The sequence below is a fragment of the Pseudomonas rhizoryzae genome (assembly GCF_005250615.1).
GTDB classification, from domain to species: Bacteria; Pseudomonadota; Gammaproteobacteria; order Pseudomonadales; family Pseudomonadaceae; genus Chryseomonas; species Chryseomonas rhizoryzae.
Window position 1 is genome coordinate 287,065 of the sequence record NZ_SULM01000006.1, and the last position, 21,556, is coordinate 308,620.

The window sequence follows — 21,556 nt, forward strand, 5'->3', positions numbered from 1 at the left end:
CTTGGGTGGCCGCTGAGCTGGTGCGAAATACAGAGCAAGGTTTCAGTAATCAATCTGATTTCGGAATCCCACACCCTCCATCCCCTGTTGAAGAATAGTCCACGTTGCTAACCAAATAATTCAGCCAAACAGGACACCAGCCGTTCATATGCAGCTCTATTCGATGGTCGATTTTTGAATAAGTCATGGAAGTCATACCGATAGACTCCTGACTCTCATAGACTCCCATCTCCAACGCATCCTGATTGAAGAATGGCGAACGATAAGCCGCTCCAGAATCCTTTTTAACAAATCGCATGTAGCCTAAATTAAAAGACGGAAGCAATGGAGTGAACACCCAAACACTTTCTACTTTGTAATCCCCCCAAGGACTATCTCTTGAGTAGTCCGCAGGAGCATTTATGATTCGCCAAGCCTCCAGGAAAAGCATAAAAAGAAATAGAGCAACAACGAAAAAAAATAGTCTTAGCGTCTTCACCGACTGACCTCAAGAACTACCGCCCCAGGCAAATTCTCGTATTTTATATCCGAAAAAATTCTAAAATCTCCACCACTCCCAGAGCTAGCTCTATATTCAGCGAAATCCGAGTTGGTAACTAGAAAAAATCTTTTAGACATAAAATCTGCATAACGTGCCTGTACCTTAGCGATAGAGTCTTCGCTGAAGCCTATATGCAGACTTCCATTTCGCGCCATCAACTCTGCAATACTGCTCGCCATACCTTCAAAACCCCAAAAACCTAACGGTTGGCTATACCACATATAGGGGTCGCGAAAGTCATAACTATCTTCTATATAAAAAGCCAAACGCCTCACTTCAAACCGCAAGCGATTTCCACTCACTAAAATATCACCTTCGCCTGCCACCCTCATATTGAAGTTCGCCAAGGCACCTCGCAACTCACTTAGCGAAGAGATATCCCAATTAGCAAATACAACTGGCTGAGTATTGAATCTCCCGAATTTTTCTGCCGCGCTTGCTTTGCCCTTAAAGGCAACCTGGTAAAGGCCGTCAGCCATCCCGAAAAAATTTCTTGCCAGATTAGCCTTCATAAAAGCCTGAGCACTTTCGCTAAACCACAATCTCCTCAAAGCATGCCAGGCGTCACGAGACTCAGAAAACTGGAGAACCCAGTCCATCTTGACGATTGTTTCCTCGATATATTCTTCTGCTGGCCAGGCATCATGTCTCTTCACCTCAGCACTCATTCCCCCATCCACCGTATCCGGCCATGGCTTGCCATTGAACCAGTGGCGCATCAAAGCCGCGGCCACGGGCCAGTTCATTTTGTCCATGGCATCGGGGATGTCGGTGATCTTGAAGGGGCGGGTCTGGACCTTGACGCCTTGGCGCTGAGTGGTGGGCGTGAGGGTCGCGGTCGAGGTGATGGGCTCCATGGCAATGTCCTCAGCCGATGACGATGGCGGTCTGGGGCTCGAAGTCGACGGATAGCGACTCGGCCTGGGCGGCGGTATGGGCGCGAGTGCGGCCCTGCTCATCGGTGCGGCCCTCGATGGTCTGGCCGCCGGCGGTGCGCAGTCGGTAGGGGCGGTCGGCCAGCGGGGTACCGGTCGTTTCGTCGTGCAGGACGAAGTGTTCGTCGTAGTAGCCGGGCATCGGCGAGGGCGGGGTGAAAGGTGCCTGGCTGACTTGGTCGCCCACCAGTACGTCACCCGAGCCGCTGATAATGATGCCACCGTGGGCGGTGGCGCTGCCGAGCAATGCCAGGGGCTGGCCGTTGACGAATACCGTGGCGCTGCCTTGGACGATGACGTCGCCGCAGGCGGTGCTGTCGCCAACCCGGGCGGCGGGCAGGCCGTTGATCAGCACATCGGACGAACCACTGGCGATAGGATTGGGACCGTGCCCCGTGAGCGGGCACGCATCGGTATCGGAAAGACGGGCGGCGGGTTTGCCGGACATGGTGACACTCCTTCGTCAGGGCCCGGCTCCTTGCCGGGGCTGTAGAGCGTATACCGCCATGCCGATTCGCCGGCAAGCGCTCTGGCATGGGACTTTCCGATTTGGCGACCAACCTCTCATCCTGCCAGCGCCGCCGGTACTTGCCCTACTCTGCAGGGCCTTATACTGTATAAAAATACAGATACCGAGGACGGGTCATGACCCAGCCCCAACGTCCACCACGCGGCCGTGGTACTGCCAGCAACCCCCACAATCGCTTCGCCGCGACCCGCAGCGAGGTCGAGCACGATGGCTGGTACGAAGAGGCGACGCCGCTGACCTTCACCACCAGCGTCCGCCAGGAAACGGCCAAGACCGTCATCAGCCGCAATCAGTCGCCGGACGTGGGGTTCGACCGCTCAGTGAACCCCTACCGGGGTTGCGAGCATGGTTGCATCTATTGCTTCGCTCGCCCGTCCCACGCCTATTGGGATCTGTCGCCGGGGATCGATTTCGAGACGCAGCTGATCGCCAAGACCAACCTGGCGGAGCGCCTGGAAGCTGAGTTGAGCAAACCGAGCTATCAGCCGCAGCCCATCGCCCTGGGCATCAATACCGATGGCTACCAGCCCATCGAGCGGCAGTATCAACTGACCCGCCAGGCGCTAGAGATTCTGCTGCGCTATCGCCATCCGGTGACCCTCATCACCAAGAGCGCCTTGATCCTGCGCGACCTGGATCTGTTCGTGCAGCTCGCCGAACGCAATCTGGTGCGGGTGGCCTTCAGCCTCACGACGCTGGATGACGACCTCAAGCGCATCCTCGAACCCCGTACCGCGACCCCCTCGGCCCGCTTGAAAGCCATGCGCACCCTGCACGAGCACGGGGTGCCGGTGAGCGTGCTGCTGGCGCCGATGATCCCCATGATCAACGACCACGAGCTGGAAGCCCTGCTGGAAGCGGCCCGCGACCATGGCGCCCGCTCGGCCGGCTACGCCCTGCTGCGCCTGCCCCTGGAGATCGCCGAGCTGTTCGAAGAATGGCTACAGACGCACTTCCCCGAACGGGCTGCCCATGTGATGAGCCTGATCCGCCAATCGCGCGGCGGCAAGAACTACGACAGCCGCTTCGGCATCCGCATGAAAGGCGAAGGCCAGTTCGCCGAGTTGCTGGCGCAGCGCTTTCGCCTGGCACGGCGGCGCTTCGGCCTGGAGCGGCGTGAGGGCGAAGGCCTGGATTGCAGTCAGTTCGCGCTGCCGGGGGAGCAATTGGGGTTGTTCTAGGACGGTTGCTTCTTACAGTCGCCCCCCAAGAGGTGGATGATTTTTCGCTCTTTGGCCGGCGACCGAAACGAGTCCTACTAGGTTAAGGCGCAACGCTGCCCAGGCGCTCCATCGATGCGGACAAAAGGCGCTGCCAAGCCTGGGTAACTCCTTGCGGAAGTCCCCACGGCCTCAAGGCAAAACGCGCCCACCCTGCCACTGGGTCAGGCCAAGGCCGATGCTGATGTGATCGGTGGCTTGCGTCTCCAGGCCCAGGTGAGTCGCCGACTCCACGCCATTCGGCAGGCCCTTGCCCATCATCACCCCGTAGCCCAGGGTGCCATGTACCTTCGGCAGTTTGCCGAGGATCGAGGGATCGCTGCCCAGGTCGGGAAGGCTGGACGTCTCGGACTGCGGCTGGGCTTGGGCCGTCGGCGCGGGCTTGTCCAGGGTGGCTGCAGACGGTTGGCTGGGCGGCAGGCTCAGGTCCAGCGCCAGGGCCGAGGAGCTGGCCAGGCACAGCAGCAGGACGGACGACCAAGACAGGACGGAACGGGGCATGACGACCTCCGGCAGAGGCACGGCTGACGGGCGTGACGGGGATGGGTGCATGGCAGGGTGCCATGACGGCTGAATAGGCAGACTACGCCGGTTTGGCAGCTTAGTCATGGGGCCTATCTAGCCCCCAGCCAGGGGCCGCGGTTGTAGGTTGGGCTGAGCGCAGCGAAGCCCAACGATCGGCTGCGCTCTCACCCCAACCCTCCCCTAGAGGGAGAGGGGCGATGGTCCTGCACCTTGCGGTGCCTAGGTCGTAGCGGTTTGGCCTGTCTCCGCACGCACGCACGCAGGCAGCGCACCGCCCGCCTTGCTCTTCGCCCCCAGCTGCTAGGCTAACGACTGCCAACGCCTTTGGAGTCGCCATGTCTATCTCCCTCACCCCAACCCAGGCCGTTGCCGCCGGTATCGATTTTGCCGAGCTCAAGGTCGCTGCCAGTGGCCTCTACTGGAGCCAGTACGACCCGGTCGACGGCGCCACCCGGCTCTGGCGGTGGCAGGCCGACCAGGCGCCGCGCTGCCTGACGCCGGAGGGTTTCAGCCTGCGCAGCCGGGTCTACGAATATGGCGGCGGTGCCCTGTGCCTGGCCGACGACGGCCCGCTGTTCGTCAACGAGGCCGACCAGGGCATCTATCGCCAACCTCTGGAGGGTGGCGCGCCACAGCACCTGGCCGGAGCGGCGCACCTACGCTACGGCGATCTGAGCTGGGACGGGCGGCACCGCCGGGTGCTGGCCGTGGAGGAGGATCGCCAAGAGCAACCACCGCGTCATCGCCTGGTCGCCCTGGATACCGCGGGAACCCGCCTGGTGCTGGCCGAGGGCGCGGACTTCTATGCCGCGCCCCGCGTCAGCACCGACGGTCGCCGGTTGGCCTGGATCGAATGGGACCGACCGCACCAGCCCTGGACCCGGACCCGCCTGCTGGCCACTGCCCTGGATGATCGGGGTCTACCGGGCGCGCCCAGGGTCATAGCTGCCGATCCCGAGGAGTCGCTACAGCAGCCCTGCTTCGATAGCGCCAATCGCCTCTGGGCGCTGAGCGATCGTCACGGCTGGTGGCAACCCTGGCGGGAGACGGCCACCGGCTTCGCGCCCGCCCCGGCTCCTGCGGCGGACCATGCCGCCGCGCCCTGGCAACTAGGCGGCGCCAGCTGGCTGCCCACGACCGACGACGGCTGGCTGGCGACCTGGCAAGAAGATGGCTTCGGTCTGCTCGGTGAGCATCAGGCCAATGGCCAGGTGCGGCGTCTGGCTGCGGACTTCAGCCGCTTTCGCGGCTTGGCCCTGGATGAGCAGCGCTGCTACTGCATCGCCGCCTCCCCGAGCCGCCCCGCGGCGATCCTCGCCATCGATAGACACAGCGGTGCCATACAGGTGCTGGCCGGGGGTGCGGCGCCGCTGCCGGAAACGGCCATTGTCGCGCCGCAGCGCCTGAGCTATCCCAGTGGCGACGCCCAGGCTCAGGGATTTCTCTATCTGCCCGAAGACCACGGGGACGGTCCGCCGCCGCTGCTGGTCAGCGTCCATGGCGGCCCCACCTCCTGCACCTATCCGGTGTTCGATGCGCGTATCCAGTTCTGGGTGCGCCAGGGCTTCGCCGTCGCCGATCTCAACTATCGCGGCAGCAGCGGCCATGGCCGCGCCTATCGTCAGGCGCTGCACCTGCGCTGGGGTGAGGTGGACGTGGAGGATGCCTGCGCGGTGGTCGAGTATCTGGGTCGCCAAGGCCATATCGATCCGCGGCGTGCCTTTATCCGTGGTGGCAGCGCGGGCGGCTATACGGTGCTCTGCGCCCTGGCTTTTCGCGATGTGTTCCGTGCCGGCGCCAGTCTCTATGGCGTGAGCGATCCCCTGGCGCTGGCCAAGGTCACCCACAAGTTCGAGGCCGACTACCTGGACTGGTTGATCGGCGATCCCGAGGCCGATCGCGAGCGCTACGAGGCGCGTACCCCGCTGCTGCATGCCGCGGGCATCCAGGCGCCGGTGATCTTCTTCCAGGGCCTCAAGGACGCCGTGGTGGTCCCCGCGCAGACCGATTCCATGGCCGCCGCCCTGGAGGCGCGCGACGTGCCGGTGGTGGTCCGGCGCTATCCCGACGAGGGCCATGGCTTTCGTCGCGCGGCCAACCAGGCGGACGTCTTGGAACAAGAGGAGGCCTTCTACCGCCGCTGGTTATGATGTCCTGTTCGGCGGTGGGGATGCAGAGACGTCATAAAGTCTGTCTTCATGGTACTGAGCCTAGGCCACCCGTATAGAATGGCGCTTTAGTCATAGAGTCCTGGCATGCCCTTCGTTCGTCGCGGTTTCGAAAGCATCGTGTCCACCTGGCTGGCCGGCTTGTTGCTGCTCCTGCCCCTGGTGCTGACCCTGGCCCTGATCGGCTGGATCGTCAGCTTCCTCAACGGGCTGATCGGGCCGAACACCACCCTGGGCCAGCTGTTCGTGGCGGTCGGGCATCCCTTCGTCGGCAATTCCCTGGCCGCCTACGGTATCGGCACCCTGGTGCTGCTGGTGCTGCTCTATCCGTTGGGCATCGCGGTGAAGTTGGGCTTGCGTCGCCCCCTGGGCTGGTTCGCCGATCTGACCTTCCGACGTATTCCGGTGGTAGGCAAGCTCTACGGCCTGGCCGAGCGCTTCGTCGAATTGCTCGATCGCAAGGAAGGCGGGGCAGATATCCGCGCCATGAGTCCGGTGTGGTGCTTCTTCGGTGGCCAGGGCGTGGCGGTGTTGGCGCTGCTGCCCAATCCGGCGGTGGTCGACATCGACGGTCGCCAGTACCACGCCGTGCTGGTGCCCTCGGCGCCGGTGCCGGTGGGTGGCGGTCTACTCTATGTGCCGGTGGACTGGGTGAAACCGGCCGACATGGGCATCGACATGTTCACCAGCATCTACGTCTCCATGGGTATCACCTTGCCGCCGGTGGTCAAGGATCGCCAGGTGGAGTTCATTCCCCTGGAAGAGGCGGTACGCCGCCAGCAGGCGCAGGAAGGCGGGACGACCGAGGAGTCGCCCCGCCAGCCTTAGTTCTGTACTGCTTGTACGGAACCACCATCCACGCGCAGATTGCTGCCGTTGATGAAGGAGGCCCGCTCGGACACCAGTAGGGCGATGGCCGCGGCCACCTCTTCTACCTTGCCGCGGCGCTTTTGCACGATGCCGGGCCGTTCTTCGTCGAGGAAGCTTTCGATGGCTTCCTCGAAGGACACGCCCAGTTCCTTGGCGCGCTTTTCCATCATGCCGTCGGTCATGCCAGTCTCGATGAAGGCCGGCGAGACGGTGTTGCACAGTACGCCATGAGCCGCTTCCTTGTAGGAGAGGTTCTTGATGAAGGCCGCCAGGGCCGCCTTGGCGACGTTGTAGACGGCCTCTTCCCAGTAGGGCTGAACGGCGTTTTCCGAGGTGATGCAGACGAAGCGGCCCCAGCCGCGATTACGCATGCGCGGGATGGCGGCGCGGGCGACGCGGACGGCGGAGAAGAAATCGGTGGCCCAGGCTTCTTCGTAGTCGGCATCTTCCAATTCCAGCGGATCGCCCTTGGCGCCGGTGACGCCAGCGGTATGCACCACGATGTCGATCTGGCCGAAGCGGGACTCGCCCTGCTCGACCAGCTGATTCACGGCCGCCTGGTCGGTCATGTCGGCGGCGATCAGCAACGGCTCGTCCGGCAGGCCCTTGGCCGCCTCTTCCAGCTTGCCTTGCTCCAGGTCGGACAGCACCAGCTTGACACCTTCCTCGGCCAGCAACTTGGCCGTGGCCAGCCCCATGCCACCGCTGGCGCCCGTAATGAGGGCCACGCGCCCTTTGATTCCCAGATCCATAGCGACCTCGTTCGTTGTTTAGCTGCAATGCCGTCATCCGGCGTCTCTAATTCCGACTCGCCAGGGCGCGCCGTTGCGCTTACCGTTCGGCGGAAAGCGCAACGGCAGCCCCAACGGCCGGTCCAGATAGGCAAAGACCCACAGGATGATCCCGATGCACGCGCCCCGCCTGCCCCTGACCCTCTACCACGACGGCGCCTGTCCGCTCTGCGCCCGCGAGATCGCCTGGCTGCGGCGGCATGCCGACCCGAGTCGCCTGCATCTGGTCGATCTGGCCGCGCCGGATTACCAGGCACCGGCCGATGCGCCGCCGCGTCAGGCCATGCTCGACCTGCTGCATGCCCGGGATGCCGAGGGCCACTGGTTCCGCGGCCTGGATGCCACCTACTGGAGCTGGCGCACCGCTGGCCTCGGCCACTGGGCGCGGCCACTCGCCTGGCGCCCGCTGCGGCCCCTGCTGGAACTGGGTTATCGCCTGTTCCTCAAGCTGCGCCCGGGGCTGACCTGGCTGCCGCATCCGGACGGCGGGCGCCGCTGTCGAGATGACGCCTGCAGCCTGGACGAACGCCGCGAGGAGCGACGCAAGGGTTAGCCCAGACCGGGATGGCGTGCTGCCGCAGGAGCCCAAGCGAGACGCCTTCGTCAGCCCCTGCTGGCATCCGGCCAGGGTTCGTTTGCGCGCCGGTCTGGGCTAAACTGCGCGGCTGTTCGCGTTACGGATCCTGACATGTCTGCTCTACCCGCCCGTGCCCTGGGCCTCGACTTCGGTACTTCCAACTCCACCGCCGGCTGGCTGCGGCCTTCGGGGGAGGTCTTGCTGCCGCTGGAAGAAGGCAAGGCCACCCTGCCCTCGGTGATCTTCTTCAACGCCGAGGAACGGCGCCCGGCCTATGGTCGCCAGGCGCTGCACGAATACCTGGAAGGCTACGAGGGCCGGCTGCTGAGATCGCTCAAGAGCCTGCTCGGCTCCAGCCTGCTCAAGGGCGAGACCAGCATCCTCGGCAGCGCCCTGCCCTTCACCGAGGTGCTCGGCCTGTTCCTCGGCACCCTCAAGCAGCGCGCCGAAGCCCAGGCGAATCGCGCCTTCGACGCCGTGGTGCTGGGTCGTCCGGTGCACTTCGTCGATGACGATCCGGTCGCCGACCAGGAGGCCGAGGACACCCTGGCCGCCGTCGCGCGCCAGGTAGGCTTCAAGGATATTTCCTTCCAGTTCGAACCCCTCGCCGCCGCCTTCGACTACGAGCGCAGCATCGAGCGCGAAGAGCTGGTGCTGATCGTCGACATCGGCGGTGGTACCTCGGACTTCTCCTTGGTGCGCCTGGCCCCGGAGCGCCGCGAGCTGGCCGACCGCGCCGGCGACATCCTCGCCACCGGCGGCGTGCACGTCGGCGGCACCGACTTCGACCGCCAGCTGAGCCTGGAAGGGGTGATGCCGCTGCTGGGCTACGGCAGCGCCATGAAGAGCGGCGCCACCATGCCCACCAGCCACTACATCAACCTGGCGACCTGGCACACCATCAACGCCGTCTACGCCAAGAAGAGCGTGCTGGGCCTGCGCGACATGAGATACGACGCCCAGGACACCCGCTGCATGGATCGCCTGTTCAAGCTCATCGAACAGCGCGCCGGCCATTGGCTGGCCATGCAGGTGGAAGACGCCAAGATCGCCCTGACCGACGACTGGCGCCGCACCCTGCGCCTGGATCGCATCGAAACCGGCCTGGCCGCCGATCTGGAACGCCCGCTGTTCGACGCCGCCATCGCCGTGCAACTGGAACGCCTGAGCCGCGGCGTAGACGACCTGCTGGCCCGCGCCGACCTCGACCCGGCGCGAGTCGACAGCCTGTTCTTCACCGGCGGCTCCAGCGGCATTCCGGCCCTGCGCCAAGCCTTGTCCAAGCGCTTCCCCGGCGCCCGCCTGGTGGACGGCGACCGCTTCGGCAACATCGGCAACGGCCTGGCCATCGAGGCGTTCAAGCGTTACGGCTGAGGGTATCGTCTTCGAACAGGGACCTGCGCCAGCCCGCTGCCGTGAAAAGGCTGTCGCTACTGCGACTGCGCAGCCTGAACGTCGACGATAACGGCCAACGGCTTCATCGGTAAGCGACGCTAACCAGGCTGTCCACACGTCACAGAGTTCTGTGGACAGGGCTAGCGGCCTATCGTGTTTTCCAGGCGCTCGCCTCTTGTCGAGGAGGAGTCCGAACACGGGAGTTAACCCTCATGAACCGAGCGGAACGTCTGGGCTGGGCCGCAACCCTGTCCTTGGTCGCCCTCTTCGATACCCCTGCCGGAGCCAGCGAGTCCGCTACCGAGCGCAATCGGCAGCTCATCGAACGGGCCTTCGCCGATTGGACGAGAGGCCACGGCCGCTTTTTCGACGATGTCCTCTCGCCCGAGGTGGTATGGACCATCCAGGGCAGCGGCCCCGCTGCGAGGGTTTATCACAGCCGCCAGGACTTCCTGCAACAGGCGGTGCAACCATTCGCGCAACGCCTGGCGGCGCCTCTCGTGCCCCGCGTACAGGCCATCTGGGCGCAGGGCGATACGGTAGTGGTGCGCTGGAACAGCACGGCCACCGCCCTCGATGGCGCGCCCTATCGCAACCAATACGTCTGGATCTTCGAGGTGCACGAGAACCGGGCGACCCGGGTCGAGGCCTTTCTCGACCTCAACGCCTATCAGGACGTCATCGACCGTATCCCGCTGGCCGCCGTGAATGCTTCACCGCCAGCCACACCGCGGAGACGATGAAATAGAAGGCGCCGAACGCTGCGTAAGGGGCTACCACCGACACATCCAGCGCCACGCCATCAGTCGCCTGTTTGACAAAGAACCCACCCGCCAGGGCCGATTGAGCGCCGCTCAACACCATCGCCCACTGCCCGCCGGACGTTTTCCAACGCTGCACCGCGGCTGCCAGCTGGAACAGCCCGGCAGCCATGGCCCAGAGTCCGAAAACCCCGATCGCAGCGCGGGTGCCAAAGGCCAGCGCCAGGCCTATCGCCAAGGCGACGCCCAGGCTGACGAAACCATTTGTCCGCTGGGCAGCGTTATTCTGCAAACCCCCACTTTTAATACCGTCCACGAAGTTCGCCAAAGCATCCCATGCAGGATATAGGACCAGTAACAGCGCCCCGACCAAGACATTCTCCCGGCCAAACGAGAGGGCCAGTAGAATCCAAACCAGCGAAACAATGGCCCTGACCAGATAATATTTCTGTAGCCATCTAGCCTGGCCCCCATCAAGAGTTGTATTGCCCATGGAGCACTCCTATTAGTTTTTATCCATTGAATGGAAAGCATTCTTGCTGATGAAAACTAAGCAACAGCAAAGGGAGCAGCGAAAGGCTTATCCAACTTCAAGAAGGTTTTATCCGCGGATTCAGCCAACGCTCTGCGCTTAGGTCGCGCTGAATGACTCGTAGTCGGTATCAAGGGCGCGGTCTCGCCAGGCGTCCATGTCGGCGCGAAGAGAGGCCAGCTTGTGCTCTGCGATGTCGTAGGCGACGGGGCCAAGCGGCAGATGCAACGGCGGATTCGCCGCTTCTACCGCCTGCACTATCAAGGCGGCAGCCTTCTGCGGATCTCCCGCCTGCTTGCCGTCATTGCTGTCTCGATAGGCGCGACGGCGGCCTGCGGTGTCGGCATAGACATCGATCACCTTGTTCGCCAGCGCGATGGAGCGCCCGAGAAAGTCGGTGCGAAAGGGCCCGGGCTCGACGATGATCACGCGCAGGCCAAGGGGTTCGACTTCCTTGGCCAGGGACTCGGAAAATCCCTCGACGGCGAACTTGCTCGCGCTGTAATAGCCTGAGCCGGGACCTCCCGAGAGTCCTGCCCCGGATGACAGATTGACGATGCGGCCAGCGCCGCTCTTGCGCAACGCCGGCAAGGCCAGGCGGGTCGTTTCGATCAGCCCGAATACGTTCACCTCGAAAACCGGCCGGTATTCCCGGGGTTCGGCCTCTTCGACGGCGCCGATAAAACCGATTCCAGCGTTATTCACCAATATATCGAGCCCGCCGAATGCCTGCTCCGCGAAAGCGATAGCGGCGGCTACGGAGTTGGCGTCGGTGACGTCCAAGTGGACAGCCCTTACGTTATGCGGGAAGCGCCGGGTTAGATCTTGCAACCTGAGCGGATCTCGCGCCGTGGCGACGATATTGTCGCCGCGCCTAGCAGCCGCTGCGGCAATATGCTGGCCGAGACCACTCGAACAACCGGTAATGAGCCACGTCTTTTTCATGGTGTTGCCCCTTCATAGTGGTTGCAAAGGCGGTATGCCCGTTTGATGGAGGTGCGCCTTAGTCATTGGCGTCTGAAGTTCTTTGCCAACTCAATCCCGCCGCCAGCGCCAAGGCACCGGCAATCGCCAGGGACGTCAGCGAAAAGGCGAAGCGAACCGTCGCGGCAGGGGCGCCATCGGGGGCGAGTAGGAAGAACAGGCCACCCAGGAGCGCGACCGACAGGGCAGCGCTGATCTGCAAGGTGGCATTCATCAAGCCGGCCGCGAGACCGGCCAAGCTCGGCGCCACCTGATCCGCGTTCAACCTGACCAGGGCGGGCAGCGCGATGCCCTGGCCCAGGCCGATCAAGAGCAGCGGAACGGGTAGCCAGGCGGGTGAGCCCGCCAGGGCGGCTACCAGCACCAACCCCGTGACCTCCAGGGCCATGCCCAGGGAGGCGGTGCGGGTGCCCAGGCACTGGGCGATGCGCGGACTGCACAGGGGACCGCACAGAAACCCGACTCCCAGGGGCAGAATCGCCCAACCCGCCGCCAAGGCGCCGTGGCCCAGCCCCGCCTGCTGGTAGACGGCGAAGATGAGGAAGAAAGGGGCAAGGGCGTAGAACAGGAAGGTCGCCAGCAGGCTGCGGCGCAGTCTGGCTGCAGCCAGCAGGGAGGGCAGCACCAAGGGCATTTCGCCCGCCGCTTCCTTGCGCTGCTCGTAGCGCCAGAACAGCCGCAGCAACACCCCGCTCAAGAGCAGCAGGGGGACGGACCACCAGGGCCACGCGAGTCGCGGCCCCTCGACGAGGGGGACGACCAGCGCCAATAGCCCTGCGGCGAGCAAGCAGGCGCCAATGACGTCCAGCCGCGCTCCCTGATTCGCCCGACTCTCGCGCAGCCAGGCCAAGGCGGCAGGCAAGGCGCAGAGGATGACGGGAAGGTTGATGAGAAAGATGCTGCGCCAGCCAAGTCCGAAGGGACTGGCTTCGATCAGCACGCCACCCAACACCTGGCCGCTGACCGAGGCGAGCCCGAAGGTGGCACCATAAAAGCCGAGCGCCCGATTCTTCTCCTCCGCCGGGAAGGTGGCATGGATCAAGGCCAGGGACTGGGGTGCCATGATGGCGGCGGCTATGCCCTGCAGCAGCCGCCCGACGATGAGGATCTCGGGCGAGGATGCCAGTCCGCACAGCGCCGAGGCCAGGCCGAAGCCGACCATGCCGCCCAGATAGACGCGTTTGCGACCGTAGAGATCGCCTAGCCGCCCACCCAGGATCAGGGTGACCGCATAGGCGGTCGCATAGACCGACACCACCAATTGGGCGAGATCCGAAGACGCCTGGAAGTCGCTACGGATCACCGGCAGCGCCACATTGACGATGAAGAAGTCGAGCGGCGGCAGCAGTGTGCCGAGCAACAACACCCCCAGGGCGAACCAGCGGCGGCTGTCGGGTTGTGCCCTGGCGCCGTCCGCCGCTCGGGAGTGGGCGACGCCCGCCTCCAGGCCCTTGCAGGCGCCCGTTACCCTAGCTGTACTCTCTTGCAGTCTGCTCATAGCTGATCACCCATGCGGAGCCAGTTCCAACCTCACTGGCAGGGGTCCGATGGACCGGGATTGACGTGAACCGTCATGGTCTCCACTACGTTATTGTTTGGGGACTGCCCTTCCTGCATATTGAATGTTCATTTTTGAACGAGCGGTCAGCATGGAATGGGGTGATGTGCGGATCTTCCTGGCGGTCGCCCGCGGCGGGTCCTATGGCTCGGCGGCGCGGGCGCTGGACATCAGCCACCCGACCGTGGGTCGAAGGATCAAGGTGCTCGAGGAGGAAGCCGGGCAAGCGCTGTTCCGCCGCACGAGCGACGGTCTGATCCTGACCAACTCAGGCGATGCGGTCTTTGCCCTGGCCGAGTCCATGGAGGCTTCGGCCCTGGCCATGGAGCGGCGCCTGGCCGGTAACCAGGAGCGCCTGGAGGGGCTGTTGCGGATTTCCTCGGCGGACTGGTTTGCCGGCTATGTGCTGGCGCCGGTCCTGGCCGAGCTGAGCCGTCGGCACCCCGCCGTGGTGCCCGAGGTCATCGCCAGCTATCGACTGCTGGATCTCTCCCGGCGCGATGCGGACGTGGCCTTTCGCCTGGTGCCCTTCAGCGAACCGGATATCGTGCAGCGGCGGTTCCTGACCCTGCCCTATGGGCTCTATGGCTCGGCCGCCACCGCGCGGGCCGTGCAGGAAGATCCGGCCTCGGTCGGCCTGATCCTGATGAACACCGCGCAAGCGCACTTTCCCGATGTCGCCTGGTTGATCGAGCGGCTGCCGGAGTCACGACGCGCGTTCACCAGTACCAGTCGGACGGTCCAGGCGCAGCTGTGCCGGCGCGGCCTGGGGGTCGCCGTCCTGCCCCGCCCGGTCGGCGATGCGACGGCAGGCCTGCAGCTGATCGAGACCTTCGGCCCGCCGCCGTCGCGGGAGATCTGGGTGGGCTACCACCAGGATCTGCGGCTCATGGATCGGCTGCGCGCGCTGCTGGATATCGCGGAGGAGTTGCTGGGTCCGGCAGGTGACGCCTGGGCTCCTGTCATCTAGACGACAGGAGCCCAGGCGGAGGAACAATCAGGCGCCGAAGGCGCCGTCGATGGTATGCATGGCGCCCGTGACGAAGCCGGCCTCGGGTCCGGCCAGCCAAGCCACCATGCCGGCCACTTCCTCGACGCGGCCGTGGCGCTTGATCGCCAGGAAGCTGTGCATCATGTCCTTCATCGGCCCCTCGGCGGGATTCATATCGGTATCGATGGGCCCCGGCTGCACCACGTTGACGGTGATGCCGCGCGGCCCGAAATCCCGCGCCAGGCCGCGGGCCAGCCCCTGCAGCGCGGATTTGCTCACGGCGTAGGCAGCCAGGCCGGGAACCGGCATGCGGTCGCCATTCACCGAGCCGATCACGATGATGCGGCCACCGGCGGGCATCTGCCGCGCGGCCTCCACCGCGGCGTGATAGGGCGCGTGCACATTGATGCGCAGCAGCCGGTCGACGGCGTCCGGGTCCTGCTCCAGCGCATCGCCGAAGAGGGCGACACCGGAATTCACCACCAGCACGTCCAGCGGACCGCTGTTGCGCACCCGGGCGATGACCGCGTCGCGGTCGGCGCTGTCGGTCGCCTGGGCGGTGCTACCGGTTTCGGCGGCCAGCGCCTGGGCGGCCTCCTGGGAACTGGAATAGGTGAAGGTCACCCGGGCCCCCTCGGCGGCGAAGCGCCGCACGATGGCCGCGCCTATCCCGCGGCTGCCACCCAGAACCAGTACCGACTTGCCTGCAAAATTCGCCATGACCCTACCTCCTGATTAATGTAGTGAGTGTTACAATAAATCTCACACGCCGCCTGTCAAAGTATTTTTGTAATGATCGCTACAAATAAATCCGCACCCCGTGGCCGTCCGCGCCGTTTCGATCCGGACCAGGCCGTCGCCCGCGCGCAGCGTCTGTTCCATGAACAGGGCTACGACGGGGTGAGCGTCGCCGACCTCACCCAGGCCCTCGGCATCAATCCACCCAGTTTCTATGCGGCCTTCGGCAGCAAGGCCGAGCTGTATCGGAAGGTGCTCGAACGCTACGCCCTGACCGACGCCCTGCCCTTGCGGCAGATCCTGGCCGCCGACCGGCCGCTGACCATGGCGCTGGTGCAGCTACTGGAAGAGGCGGCGCGCCGCTACGCGGCCGATCCGCTCGCGACGGGCTGTCTGGTGCTGGAGGGTATGCATTGCGACGATCCCCAGGCGCGCGCGGCGGCCAATGTCTATCACCTGACGGCCCAGGAGCTCATCCACAGCAGCATCGCCGCGCGCTATCCACAACAGGCGCAGCTGGTGGCCGATTTCGTCGCCACCACCATGGCCGGCCTCTCCGCCAGTGCGCGCTACGGCCAGAGTCTGGAGCGCCTGCTGGCCAGCGCCCGCCTGGCCGGTCTGGCGGTGACCCAGACGCTGCCCGAAGACGCCTGAGCCGTCGCCGCGCCCTTACTCGCCCGCGATGAACAGCGGATTGAAGCCGCTGCGGGCATAGCGCCCTGCTTCGGCCAGGGCGAAATCCAGCGGCAGGCTGGCGAGGTCGTCGGCGAGGGGATCGGCGCCGAGGTTGAAGCTCTTGCTGACCAGCTTGAGGTAGCTGTCGCAGCTGTCGCAGGTCTCGGCCTGGGCGGCCAGGGGCGTCTTGCCTGCGTCGTCTTCCAGGGCCAGATAGCGCACCTGGGCGCTGGTGTTGCAGCAGCTGCACTTGCTGCGTTCCAGGTGCCATTCGGTGGCGCAGAGACTGCAGTGCAGATAGCGCACGTTGTCGCGATCACGGTCGGCGTGGACGATGCTGGCCAGCGGCGGCGCCGCGCAGGTCGGGCACAGCACCCGGCTGGCATCGCCCAGGCGCTGGGGCGGTTGCGGCAGGCTCAGGGCCAGGCGTACCCAGGCGACCTGCAGGGCAGCGCCCACTAGGGGCAGCAGCGCCCGGACCTCTGGGGCGCCGGGCTCCTGAGCGAGCAACTGCTCGGCGAGCCGTTGACGCTCGGTCTCCGGCAAGGCGGCCAGTTGTTCGAGCACCGGCCGCTGACGCGCGGCGATGCGCAGTTCCAGGTTGGCCAGCAACGCCTCCAGATCGCCCTGCCAGTCCAGATCCCGCAGCAGCGCCTGCCCCTGCAGCGGCGGCATGCCGTGCTCCAGGGCCAGGCTGAAGGCATCCGGCGCCGGTTGCCAGCTGGGCTGGCGTTCCTGCAGGACGGCCTCCTGGGCCTGGACCAGCAGGGCCATGAAGCCGAGGAAATCGCCCAGCTCGGGGCTGCGCTCGGCCAGTTCGCGCAGGCGGCGGGCGCGACGGGCGAACAGTTGGCGATCGGGCAGCACCACCGGCGGCGGATTGAGGATGCCGGTGGGCGAGGTGCCGTACTGATGCATCAGGGAGTCCCCTTGTCGGGCATGCGGTGTTCATCCAGGGGCCGCTCGCCCCGCTCGTCCTGCTCGCCGCTTTCGCGGCGTTCCTGCTCGACGATTTCGTCATACCACAGCCGGTGGTGGTGCTTGGCCCAGGCGCGGCTGACGCGGCCCTGGGTCATGGCGCGGAAGGAGCCCTTCACCCAGATCGCCGAATAGACGTGGATGATCAGGGTGACGATGGCGACGAAGGCGACATAGGCGTGCACCAGGCTGGAAAAGCGCAGCCAGCCACGCGGCAGGATGTCGGCGAAGTACGGCCGCCAGATGAAGAAGCCGCTGAGCAGCAGCGCCGGCACCGACAGCAGCATCACCCAGTACACCAGCTTCTGCCCCGGGTTGTTGGCGCCGATGGGCGGCGCCCGTTCATCGCGGTTGGCGAGGACGTCGCCGATGCGCCGCACCCAGGCCACGTCGTGGCGCTTGAACAGATTGACCTTGAAGAAGCGCACCGCCATGACCACGAAACCCAGGCTCATGGCCACCCCGATGAAGGGGTGCAGGATGCGCGTCATGGTCGGCCCGCCGAACAGCGCCGTGAGGTCGAAGAAAAACGGGTGGAAGAAGGCCAGGCCGCTCAGGGTCAGGCAGACGAAGGTGAAGGCGATGAACCAGTGATTCAGCCGGCTGAAGGTGGTGTAGCGCAGGATGCCGCGCTTGTTGTCCGACGGCGTGGTCATGGCCGATCCTCCTCGCGCGCGGCGTGGCGCTCTGCCTCGTCCGGGGATTCCTCGGGTTCTTCCTTGGGTCCCTTGGTCAGGTAGTGGGCGATGCCGGCGATGGCGGTGACGCCCAGCAGCGCCGACATGATCGGCTTGGTCACGCCCTTCCACAGGCTGACCATGGGGCTGATCTGCGGATCGGCCGGCAGGTGGGTATAGAGCTCCGGCTTGTCGGCGTGCTGCAGCACGTACATCACATGGGTGCCGCCCACCCCCGCCGGATCGTAGATACCAGCGCCGGGAAAGCCCCGGTCGTTGAGCTGGCCGACGCGCATCTGGGCGTGCTCGGTCATGTCCTCCTTGGTGCCGAACATGATCGCCCCGGTCGGGCAGGACTTGACGCAGGCCGGCTCCAGGCCGTGGTAGACGCGGTCGGAACAGAGGGTGCACTTGTAGGCCTTCTGGTCCTTCTTGGAGATGCGCGGCACGTCGAAGGGGCAGCCCGAGACGCAATAGCCGCAGCCGATACAGTGCTCGGAATTGAAGTCGACGATGCCGTTGGCGTACTGCACGATGGCCCCCGGCGCCGGGCAGGCCTTGAGGCAGCCCGGCTCGGCGCAATGCATGCAGTTGTCCTTGCGGATCAGCCACTCCAGGTTGCCCTTCTCGTTGACGTATTCGTCGAATCTCATCACCTGGAAGGTTTCCGGGGTGAGGTCCGGCGGGTTGTTGTAGGTGCCGTTGCAATGGCCGACCTCGTCACGCAGGTCGTTCCATTCCGAGCAGGCCACCTGGCAGGCCTTGCAGCCGATGCAGCGCGACACGTCGATCAGCTTGGCCACCGCCTCCACCCCGCCGATGCGGGTGTGGGGCGACTCCTCGGAGGTGGCCGAGCGTGCGACGATGTTCTGGAAGTTGACTTGATCGCCTCTCATAGAACCTCCCTCAGACCTTTTCCACGTTCACCAGGAACGACTTGAATTCCGGTGTCTGGGTGTTGGCGTCGCCCACGAAGGGGGTCAGGGTGTTGGTGAGGAATCCCGGGCGGGCTACGCCCTTGAAGCCCCAGTGGATGGGAATGCCGACGTGGTGCACGGTGCGCCCCTCCACCTGCAGCCCGTGCATGCGCTTGGTCACCACCGCCACCGCCTTGATGTAGCCGCGCTTGGAGCTGACCTTGACCCAGTCGCCGGCCTGGATGCCGAGTTCGGTCGCCAGGTCCTCGCCGATCTCGACGAACTTCTCCGGCTGGGCGATGGCGTTGAGCCGCGCATGGGTGGTCCAGAAGTGGAAGTGCTCGGTCAGCCGGTAGGTGGTGGCCGCATAGGGGAATTCCTCGCGGGTGCCCAGCCGCGCCCGGTCGCCGGGGAAGATCCGCGCCGCCGGGTTGTTCTTGGCCCGTGGGTTGTCCGGGTGCAGCGGGTTGTGGTCCAGCGGCGACTCGAAGGGCTCGTAGTGCTCCGGGAAGGGCCCCTCGGCCAGCAGGCTGCCGCCGAAGAAATGCGCGACCCCCTCCTGGTTGAGGATGAAGGGCCCGGCCTTGGCCGAAGGCGGCGAGGTCCAGGGGAAGTCGGGGATGTCGGCGCCCGCCCAGCGCTCGCCGTTCCACCAGATCAGCCGCTTCTCCGGCGCCCAGGAGGTCCCATCGGGCCGGGCACCGGCGCGGTTGTAGAGGATGCGGCGGTTGAGCGGCCAGGACCAGGCCCAGCCCAGGGTCATGCCGATATTGTAGGGATCGGCGTTGTCGCGCCGGTCCATGTTGTTGCCCTGGCGGTTGTAGGAGCCCGAGTAGATCCAGCAGCCGCAGGTGGTGCTGCCGTCGTCGGCGAGGAAGCCGAAGTCGTCGAGCAATTCGCCACGCTTGTGCGAGATGGTGCCATTCGGTCCGGGCAGGTCGGCCAGGGCGCGACCGTTGTATTCCTGGGCGAGGTCCTCGGGATTGGGCTCCTCCGGATTGCTGTAGGGCCAGGTGAGGTTGAGGATGGGATCGGGGAAGGCGCCGCCCTCGTCGCGATACATCCCCTGCAGGCGATGGAACAGCCCGGCGAGGATGGCCACGTCCGGCCGCGATTCGCCCGGCGGCGGCGCGGCGCGCCAGTGCCACTGCAACCAGCGCGAGCTATTGACGATGGCGCCGTTCTCCTCGGCGAAGCAGGTGGTGGGCAGGCGGAACACCTCGGTCTGGATCTGGCTCGGGTCCACGTCGTTGAGTTCGCCGTGGTTCTGCCAGAACTCGGCGGTCTCGATGGCCAGCGGGTCCATCACCACCAGGTACTTGAGCTTGCCGAGCGCCTGGCTGACCTTGTTCTTGTCCGGGAAGGAGGCCAGCGGGTTGAAGCCCTGGCAGAAGTAGCCGGTGATCTCGCCGTGGTGCATGCGCTCGAAGGTGTGCAGGACGTCGTAGAGCGGCTCGCTGAGCTTGGGCAGCCAGTCGTAGCACCAGTCGTTGTCCTTGGTCGCCGCCTCGGAGAACCAGGCCTTCATCAGGCTGACGTGGAAGCGCTCGTAGTACTTCCAGTAGGAGACCTCGCCTTCGCGCAGGGGCTGCTTGGCGCGGCGCTTGATGTAGTCGCGGTATTCCTGCTCTTCGTGGGAGGCCAGGTAGAGATAGCCCGGCAACTGGTTGGAGAGCAGGCCCAGGTCGGTCAGCCCCTGGATGTTGGAGTGGCCGCGCAGGGCGTTGACCCCACCGCCGAGCATGCCGATGTTGCCCAGCAGCAGCTGCACCATGGAGGCGGTACGGATGATCTGGGCGCCGACGGAGTGCTGGGTCCAGCCCAGGGCGTAGAGGATGCTCATGGTGCGCTCGGGGCGCGCCGTCTCGGCGATCATGTCCCAGGTGGTCTGGATCTGCTCGCGCGGCATGCCGCAGACGCGCTCCACCAGCTCGATGGTGTAGCGGCTGTAGTGCGCCTTCATCAACTGGTAGACGCAGCGCGGATGCTGCAGCGTCGGGTCTTCCTGCACCATGCCGCGCTCGTCGAACTCGTAGCTCCAGCTGGATTTCTCGTAGGCGCGGCGCTTGTCCTCGCCGAAGCCGGAGAAGAGGCCGTCGTGGAAGCCGTAGTCCTCCTTCACGATGAGGGCGACGTCGGTGTAGGCCCTTACGTACTCATGCTGGATCTGGTCCGTGGTGAGCAGGAAGTTGATCAGCCCGCCCAGGTAGACGATATCGGTCCCGGTGCGGATATAGGCGTGGTAGTCCGCCACCGCCGAGGTCCGGGTGAAGCGCGGATCGATGGTGATCAGCTTGGCGTTGTTCTTTTCCTTGGCTTCCACCATCCAGCGAAAGCCCACCGGGTGCGCCTCGGCCGAGTTGCCGCCCATGGACAGGATGAGATTGGCGTTGCGGATGTCGACCCAGTGATTGGTCATGGCACCGCGGCCGAACGAAGGGGCAAGACCTGCCACCGTCGGTCCGTGTCACACGCGCGCCTGGTTGTCGATCGCCAGCATGCCGAGGCTGCGGATCACCTTCTGGGTGAGATACGCCGTCTCGTTGGAACAGGCGGAGGCCGCCAGGAAGCCGGTGGTGGTCCAGTGGTTGACCAGATGGCCATCGGCGTCATGGGTGACGAAATTCTTGTCCCTGTCCTCCTTCATGTAGCGGGCGATGCGATCCAGCGCCTCGTTCCAGCTGATGCGCTTCCACTCGTTGCTGCCCGGCTCGCGCACCTCGGGATGGGAGAGGCGTGATTCGCTCTTGATGAAGTCCAGCACCCCGGCGCCCTTGGGGCAGAGGGAGCCGCGACTGACCGGATGATCCGGATCGCCTTCGACGTGGTAGATGTCGCTGACGGTGTTGATACCGCCATCGCCCCGGCTGTAGAGCAGCATGCCGCAGCCCACCGAGCAGTAGGTGCAGGTGTTGCGCGTCACCTTGGCGGCAGCGAGCTTGTAGTAGCGGATGGACGCCAGCGCGGGTTCCGGGGCGAAGCCGAGCAAGGCCATGCTCGAGGTGGCGACCCCCGCCGTACTGAGTTTGAGGAAGTTGCGGCGCGATACCTTGATCGACATTTTTCTGGGTAACTCCAGGCACATCACGGTAGGACTTCGTCCTGGCCAGGGCCTGGCAGTTCGAGCGAAGCGTCGTCTTTCTTCTTCGAAAACCCATGCAAAATCAGTATTTTAACGAAGCGGCGGCAGGGCT

The 21,556-nt window shown here is 64.9% G+C and carries 21 protein-coding genes; 8 read left to right on the plus strand and 13 right to left on the minus strand.

Features of this window, described 5'->3' with window-relative positions:
* Nucleotides 1-49 precede the first annotated feature (49 nt).
* The 3 genes from FAZ11_RS11905 to FAZ11_RS11915 are packed head-to-tail and all read right to left on the minus strand — an operon-like array spanning nt 50 to nt 1,924.
* Nucleotides 50-478 (minus strand): hypothetical protein, encoded by a 429-nt coding sequence (locus FAZ11_RS11905; RefSeq protein ID WP_137279117.1) that lies wholly within the window; start codon nt 476-478, stop codon nt 50-52.
* Nucleotides 475-1,398: a DUF6402 family protein gene (locus FAZ11_RS11910; protein ID WP_058779597.1), complete on the minus strand. Its 924-nt coding sequence runs from the start codon at nt 1,396-1,398 to the stop codon at nt 475-477. The genes FAZ11_RS11905 and FAZ11_RS11910 overlap by 4 nt, the downstream gene beginning before the upstream one ends.
* A gap of 10 nt (nt 1,399-1,408) precedes the next feature.
* Complete coding sequence (locus FAZ11_RS11915; protein WP_058779598.1) at nt 1,409-1,924, minus strand: PAAR domain-containing protein; 516 nt, start codon at nt 1,922-1,924, stop codon at nt 1,409-1,411.
* Between the two features lie 197 nt (nt 1,925-2,121).
* Between FAZ11_RS11915 and FAZ11_RS11920 the strand changes: the two genes are divergently transcribed.
* Nucleotides 2,122-3,186, plus strand: a complete 1,065-nt coding sequence (locus tag FAZ11_RS11920; RefSeq protein WP_137279118.1) for a PA0069 family radical SAM protein — start codon at nt 2,122-2,124, stop codon at nt 3,184-3,186.
* A 171-nt stretch (nt 3,187-3,357) separates the two neighbouring features.
* Here the strand turns inward: FAZ11_RS11920 and FAZ11_RS11925 are convergent, their stop codons facing one another.
* Entirely contained in the window at nt 3,358-3,726 is a 369-nt protein-coding gene (locus FAZ11_RS11925) for a hypothetical protein (RefSeq protein WP_058783073.1), read from the minus strand.
* Between the two features lie 359 nt (nt 3,727-4,085).
* Between FAZ11_RS11925 and FAZ11_RS11930 the strand changes: the two genes are divergently transcribed.
* On the plus strand, nt 4,086-5,900 hold the full coding sequence (locus FAZ11_RS11930; protein WP_137279119.1) for a S9 family peptidase: 1,815 nt from the start codon (nt 4,086-4,088) through the stop codon (nt 5,898-5,900).
* Between the two features lie 105 nt (nt 5,901-6,005).
* Nucleotides 6,006-6,746: a DUF502 domain-containing protein gene (locus FAZ11_RS11935; protein WP_137279120.1), complete on the plus strand. Its 741-nt coding sequence runs from the start codon at nt 6,006-6,008 to the stop codon at nt 6,744-6,746.
* On the opposite strand, the gene FAZ11_RS11940 is transcribed toward FAZ11_RS11935, so the two are convergent.
* Nucleotides 6,743-7,540 carry an SDR family NAD(P)-dependent oxidoreductase gene (locus FAZ11_RS11940; RefSeq protein WP_137279121.1) on the minus strand — a complete coding sequence of 266 codons (798 nt, stop codon included), beginning with the start codon at nt 7,538-7,540 and terminating at the stop codon, nt 6,743-6,745. The genes FAZ11_RS11935 and FAZ11_RS11940 overlap by 4 nt on opposite strands.
* 154 nt (nt 7,541-7,694) lie before the next feature.
* On the opposite strand from FAZ11_RS11940, the gene FAZ11_RS11945 reads away from it, so the two are divergent.
* From FAZ11_RS11945 to FAZ11_RS11955, 3 genes are all read left to right on the plus strand, one after another.
* A complete protein-coding gene (locus FAZ11_RS11945) occupies nt 7,695-8,132 on the plus strand; it encodes a thiol-disulfide oxidoreductase DCC family protein (RefSeq protein WP_137279122.1) in 438 nt (145 codons plus the stop codon).
* A gap of 135 nt (nt 8,133-8,267) precedes the next feature.
* Nucleotides 8,268-9,530: an Hsp70 family protein gene (locus FAZ11_RS11950; RefSeq protein WP_058773453.1), complete on the plus strand. Its 1,263-nt coding sequence runs from the start codon at nt 8,268-8,270 to the stop codon at nt 9,528-9,530.
* 233 nt (nt 9,531-9,763) lie between these two features.
* Nucleotides 9,764-10,294: a nuclear transport factor 2 family protein gene (locus FAZ11_RS11955; protein WP_137279123.1), complete on the plus strand. Its 531-nt coding sequence runs from the start codon at nt 9,764-9,766 to the stop codon at nt 10,292-10,294.
* Here FAZ11_RS11955 and FAZ11_RS11960 read toward each other — a convergent pair.
* The 3 genes from FAZ11_RS11960 to FAZ11_RS11970 form a co-directional block, all read right to left on the minus strand.
* Entirely contained in the window at nt 10,230-10,805 is a 576-nt protein-coding gene (locus FAZ11_RS11960; protein ID WP_058773455.1) for a hypothetical protein, read from the minus strand. The genes FAZ11_RS11955 and FAZ11_RS11960 overlap by 65 nt on opposite strands.
* A gap of 138 nt (nt 10,806-10,943) precedes the next feature.
* Nucleotides 10,944-11,789 carry an oxidoreductase gene (locus tag FAZ11_RS11965; RefSeq protein ID WP_137279124.1) on the minus strand — a complete coding sequence of 282 codons (846 nt, stop codon included), beginning with the start codon at nt 11,787-11,789 and terminating at the stop codon, nt 10,944-10,946.
* 58 nt (nt 11,790-11,847) lie between these two features.
* On the minus strand, nt 11,848-13,326 hold the full coding sequence (locus FAZ11_RS11970) for an MFS transporter (RefSeq protein WP_081320037.1): 1,479 nt from the start codon (nt 13,324-13,326) through the stop codon (nt 11,848-11,850).
* 151 nt (nt 13,327-13,477) lie between these two features.
* On the opposite strand from FAZ11_RS11970, the gene FAZ11_RS11975 reads away from it, so the two are divergent.
* Nucleotides 13,478-14,356 carry a LysR family transcriptional regulator gene (locus FAZ11_RS11975; RefSeq protein WP_058773457.1) on the plus strand — a complete coding sequence of 293 codons (879 nt, stop codon included), beginning with the start codon at nt 13,478-13,480 and terminating at the stop codon, nt 14,354-14,356.
* Nucleotides 14,357-14,383: 27 nt separating this feature from the next.
* Here the strand turns inward: FAZ11_RS11975 and bdcA are convergent, their stop codons facing one another.
* Nucleotides 14,384-15,097, minus strand: a complete 714-nt coding sequence (bdcA, locus tag FAZ11_RS11980; RefSeq protein WP_058773458.1) for an SDR family oxidoreductase — start codon at nt 15,095-15,097, stop codon at nt 14,384-14,386.
* Nucleotides 15,098-15,169: 72 nt separating this feature from the next.
* On the opposite strand from bdcA, the gene FAZ11_RS11985 reads away from it, so the two are divergent.
* Entirely contained in the window at nt 15,170-15,769 is a 600-nt protein-coding gene (locus FAZ11_RS11985) for a TetR/AcrR family transcriptional regulator (protein ID WP_058773459.1), read from the plus strand.
* Between the two features lie 15 nt (nt 15,770-15,784).
* On the opposite strand, the gene fdhE is transcribed toward FAZ11_RS11985, so the two are convergent.
* From fdhE to fdnG, 4 genes are read right to left on the minus strand one after another with little or no spacing between them, the layout of a single operon-like run.
* Nucleotides 15,785-16,708: a formate dehydrogenase accessory protein FdhE gene (gene fdhE / locus FAZ11_RS11990; protein ID WP_058773460.1), complete on the minus strand. Its 924-nt coding sequence runs from the start codon at nt 16,706-16,708 to the stop codon at nt 15,785-15,787.
* Nucleotides 16,708-17,424: a formate dehydrogenase subunit gamma gene (locus FAZ11_RS11995; protein WP_137279125.1), complete on the minus strand. Its 717-nt coding sequence runs from the start codon at nt 17,422-17,424 to the stop codon at nt 16,708-16,710. The genes fdhE and FAZ11_RS11995 overlap by 1 nt, the downstream gene beginning before the upstream one ends.
* Nucleotides 17,421-18,341: a formate dehydrogenase subunit beta gene (gene fdxH, locus FAZ11_RS12000; RefSeq protein WP_137279126.1), complete on the minus strand. Its 921-nt coding sequence runs from the start codon at nt 18,339-18,341 to the stop codon at nt 17,421-17,423. The genes FAZ11_RS11995 and fdxH overlap by 4 nt, the downstream gene beginning before the upstream one ends.
* A gap of 10 nt (nt 18,342-18,351) precedes the next feature.
* Nucleotides 18,352-21,417, minus strand: coding sequence for a formate dehydrogenase-N subunit alpha (gene fdnG / locus FAZ11_RS12005; RefSeq protein WP_137279148.1), 3,066 nt, complete (start codon nt 21,415-21,417; stop codon nt 18,352-18,354).
* Nucleotides 21,418-21,556 lie beyond the last annotated feature (139 nt).

What these genes read in the sequence shown, in the direction of transcription:
- FAZ11_RS11910 (WP_058779597.1), bottom strand. Translation starts at nt 1,398, where the DNA reads ATGGAGCCCATCACCTCGACCGCGACCCTCACGCCCACCACTCAGCGC.
- FAZ11_RS11915 (WP_058779598.1), bottom strand. Translation starts at nt 1,924, where the DNA reads ATGTCCGGCAAACCCGCCGCCCGTCTTTCCGATACCGATGCGTGCCCG.
- FAZ11_RS11920 (WP_137279118.1), top strand. Translation starts at nt 2,122, where the DNA reads ATGACCCAGCCCCAACGTCCACCACGCGGCCGTGGTACTGCCAGCAAC.
- FAZ11_RS11925 (WP_058783073.1), bottom strand. Translation starts at nt 3,726, where the DNA reads ATGCCCCGTTCCGTCCTGTCTTGGTCGTCCGTCCTGCTGCTGTGCCTG.
- FAZ11_RS11930 (WP_137279119.1), top strand. Translation starts at nt 4,086, where the DNA reads ATGTCTATCTCCCTCACCCCAACCCAGGCCGTTGCCGCCGGTATCGAT.
- FAZ11_RS11935 (WP_137279120.1), top strand. Translation starts at nt 6,006, where the DNA reads ATGCCCTTCGTTCGTCGCGGTTTCGAAAGCATCGTGTCCACCTGGCTG.
- FAZ11_RS11940 (WP_137279121.1), bottom strand. Translation starts at nt 7,540, where the DNA reads ATGGATCTGGGAATCAAAGGGCGCGTGGCCCTCATTACGGGCGCCAGC.
- FAZ11_RS11945 (WP_137279122.1), top strand. Translation starts at nt 7,695, where the DNA reads ATGCACGCGCCCCGCCTGCCCCTGACCCTCTACCACGACGGCGCCTGT.
- FAZ11_RS11950 (WP_058773453.1), top strand. Translation starts at nt 8,268, where the DNA reads ATGTCTGCTCTACCCGCCCGTGCCCTGGGCCTCGACTTCGGTACTTCC.
- FAZ11_RS11955 (WP_137279123.1), top strand. Translation starts at nt 9,764, where the DNA reads ATGAACCGAGCGGAACGTCTGGGCTGGGCCGCAACCCTGTCCTTGGTC.
- FAZ11_RS11960 (WP_058773455.1), bottom strand. Translation starts at nt 10,805, where the DNA reads ATGGGCAATACAACTCTTGATGGGGGCCAGGCTAGATGGCTACAGAAA.
- FAZ11_RS11965 (WP_137279124.1), bottom strand. Translation starts at nt 11,789, where the DNA reads ATGAAAAAGACGTGGCTCATTACCGGTTGTTCGAGTGGTCTCGGCCAG.
- FAZ11_RS11970 (WP_081320037.1), bottom strand. Translation starts at nt 13,326, where the DNA reads ATGAGCAGACTGCAAGAGAGTACAGCTAGGGTAACGGGCGCCTGCAAG.
- FAZ11_RS11975 (WP_058773457.1), top strand. Translation starts at nt 13,478, where the DNA reads ATGGAATGGGGTGATGTGCGGATCTTCCTGGCGGTCGCCCGCGGCGGG.
- bdcA (WP_058773458.1), bottom strand. Translation starts at nt 15,097, where the DNA reads ATGGCGAATTTTGCAGGCAAGTCGGTACTGGTTCTGGGTGGCAGCCGC.
- FAZ11_RS11985 (WP_058773459.1), top strand. Translation starts at nt 15,170, where the DNA reads ATGATCGCTACAAATAAATCCGCACCCCGTGGCCGTCCGCGCCGTTTC.
- fdhE (WP_058773460.1), bottom strand. Translation starts at nt 16,708, where the DNA reads ATGCATCAGTACGGCACCTCGCCCACCGGCATCCTCAATCCGCCGCCG.
- FAZ11_RS11995 (WP_137279125.1), bottom strand. Translation starts at nt 17,424, where the DNA reads ATGACCACGCCGTCGGACAACAAGCGCGGCATCCTGCGCTACACCACC.
- fdxH (WP_137279126.1), bottom strand. Translation starts at nt 18,341, where the DNA reads ATGAGAGGCGATCAAGTCAACTTCCAGAACATCGTCGCACGCTCGGCC.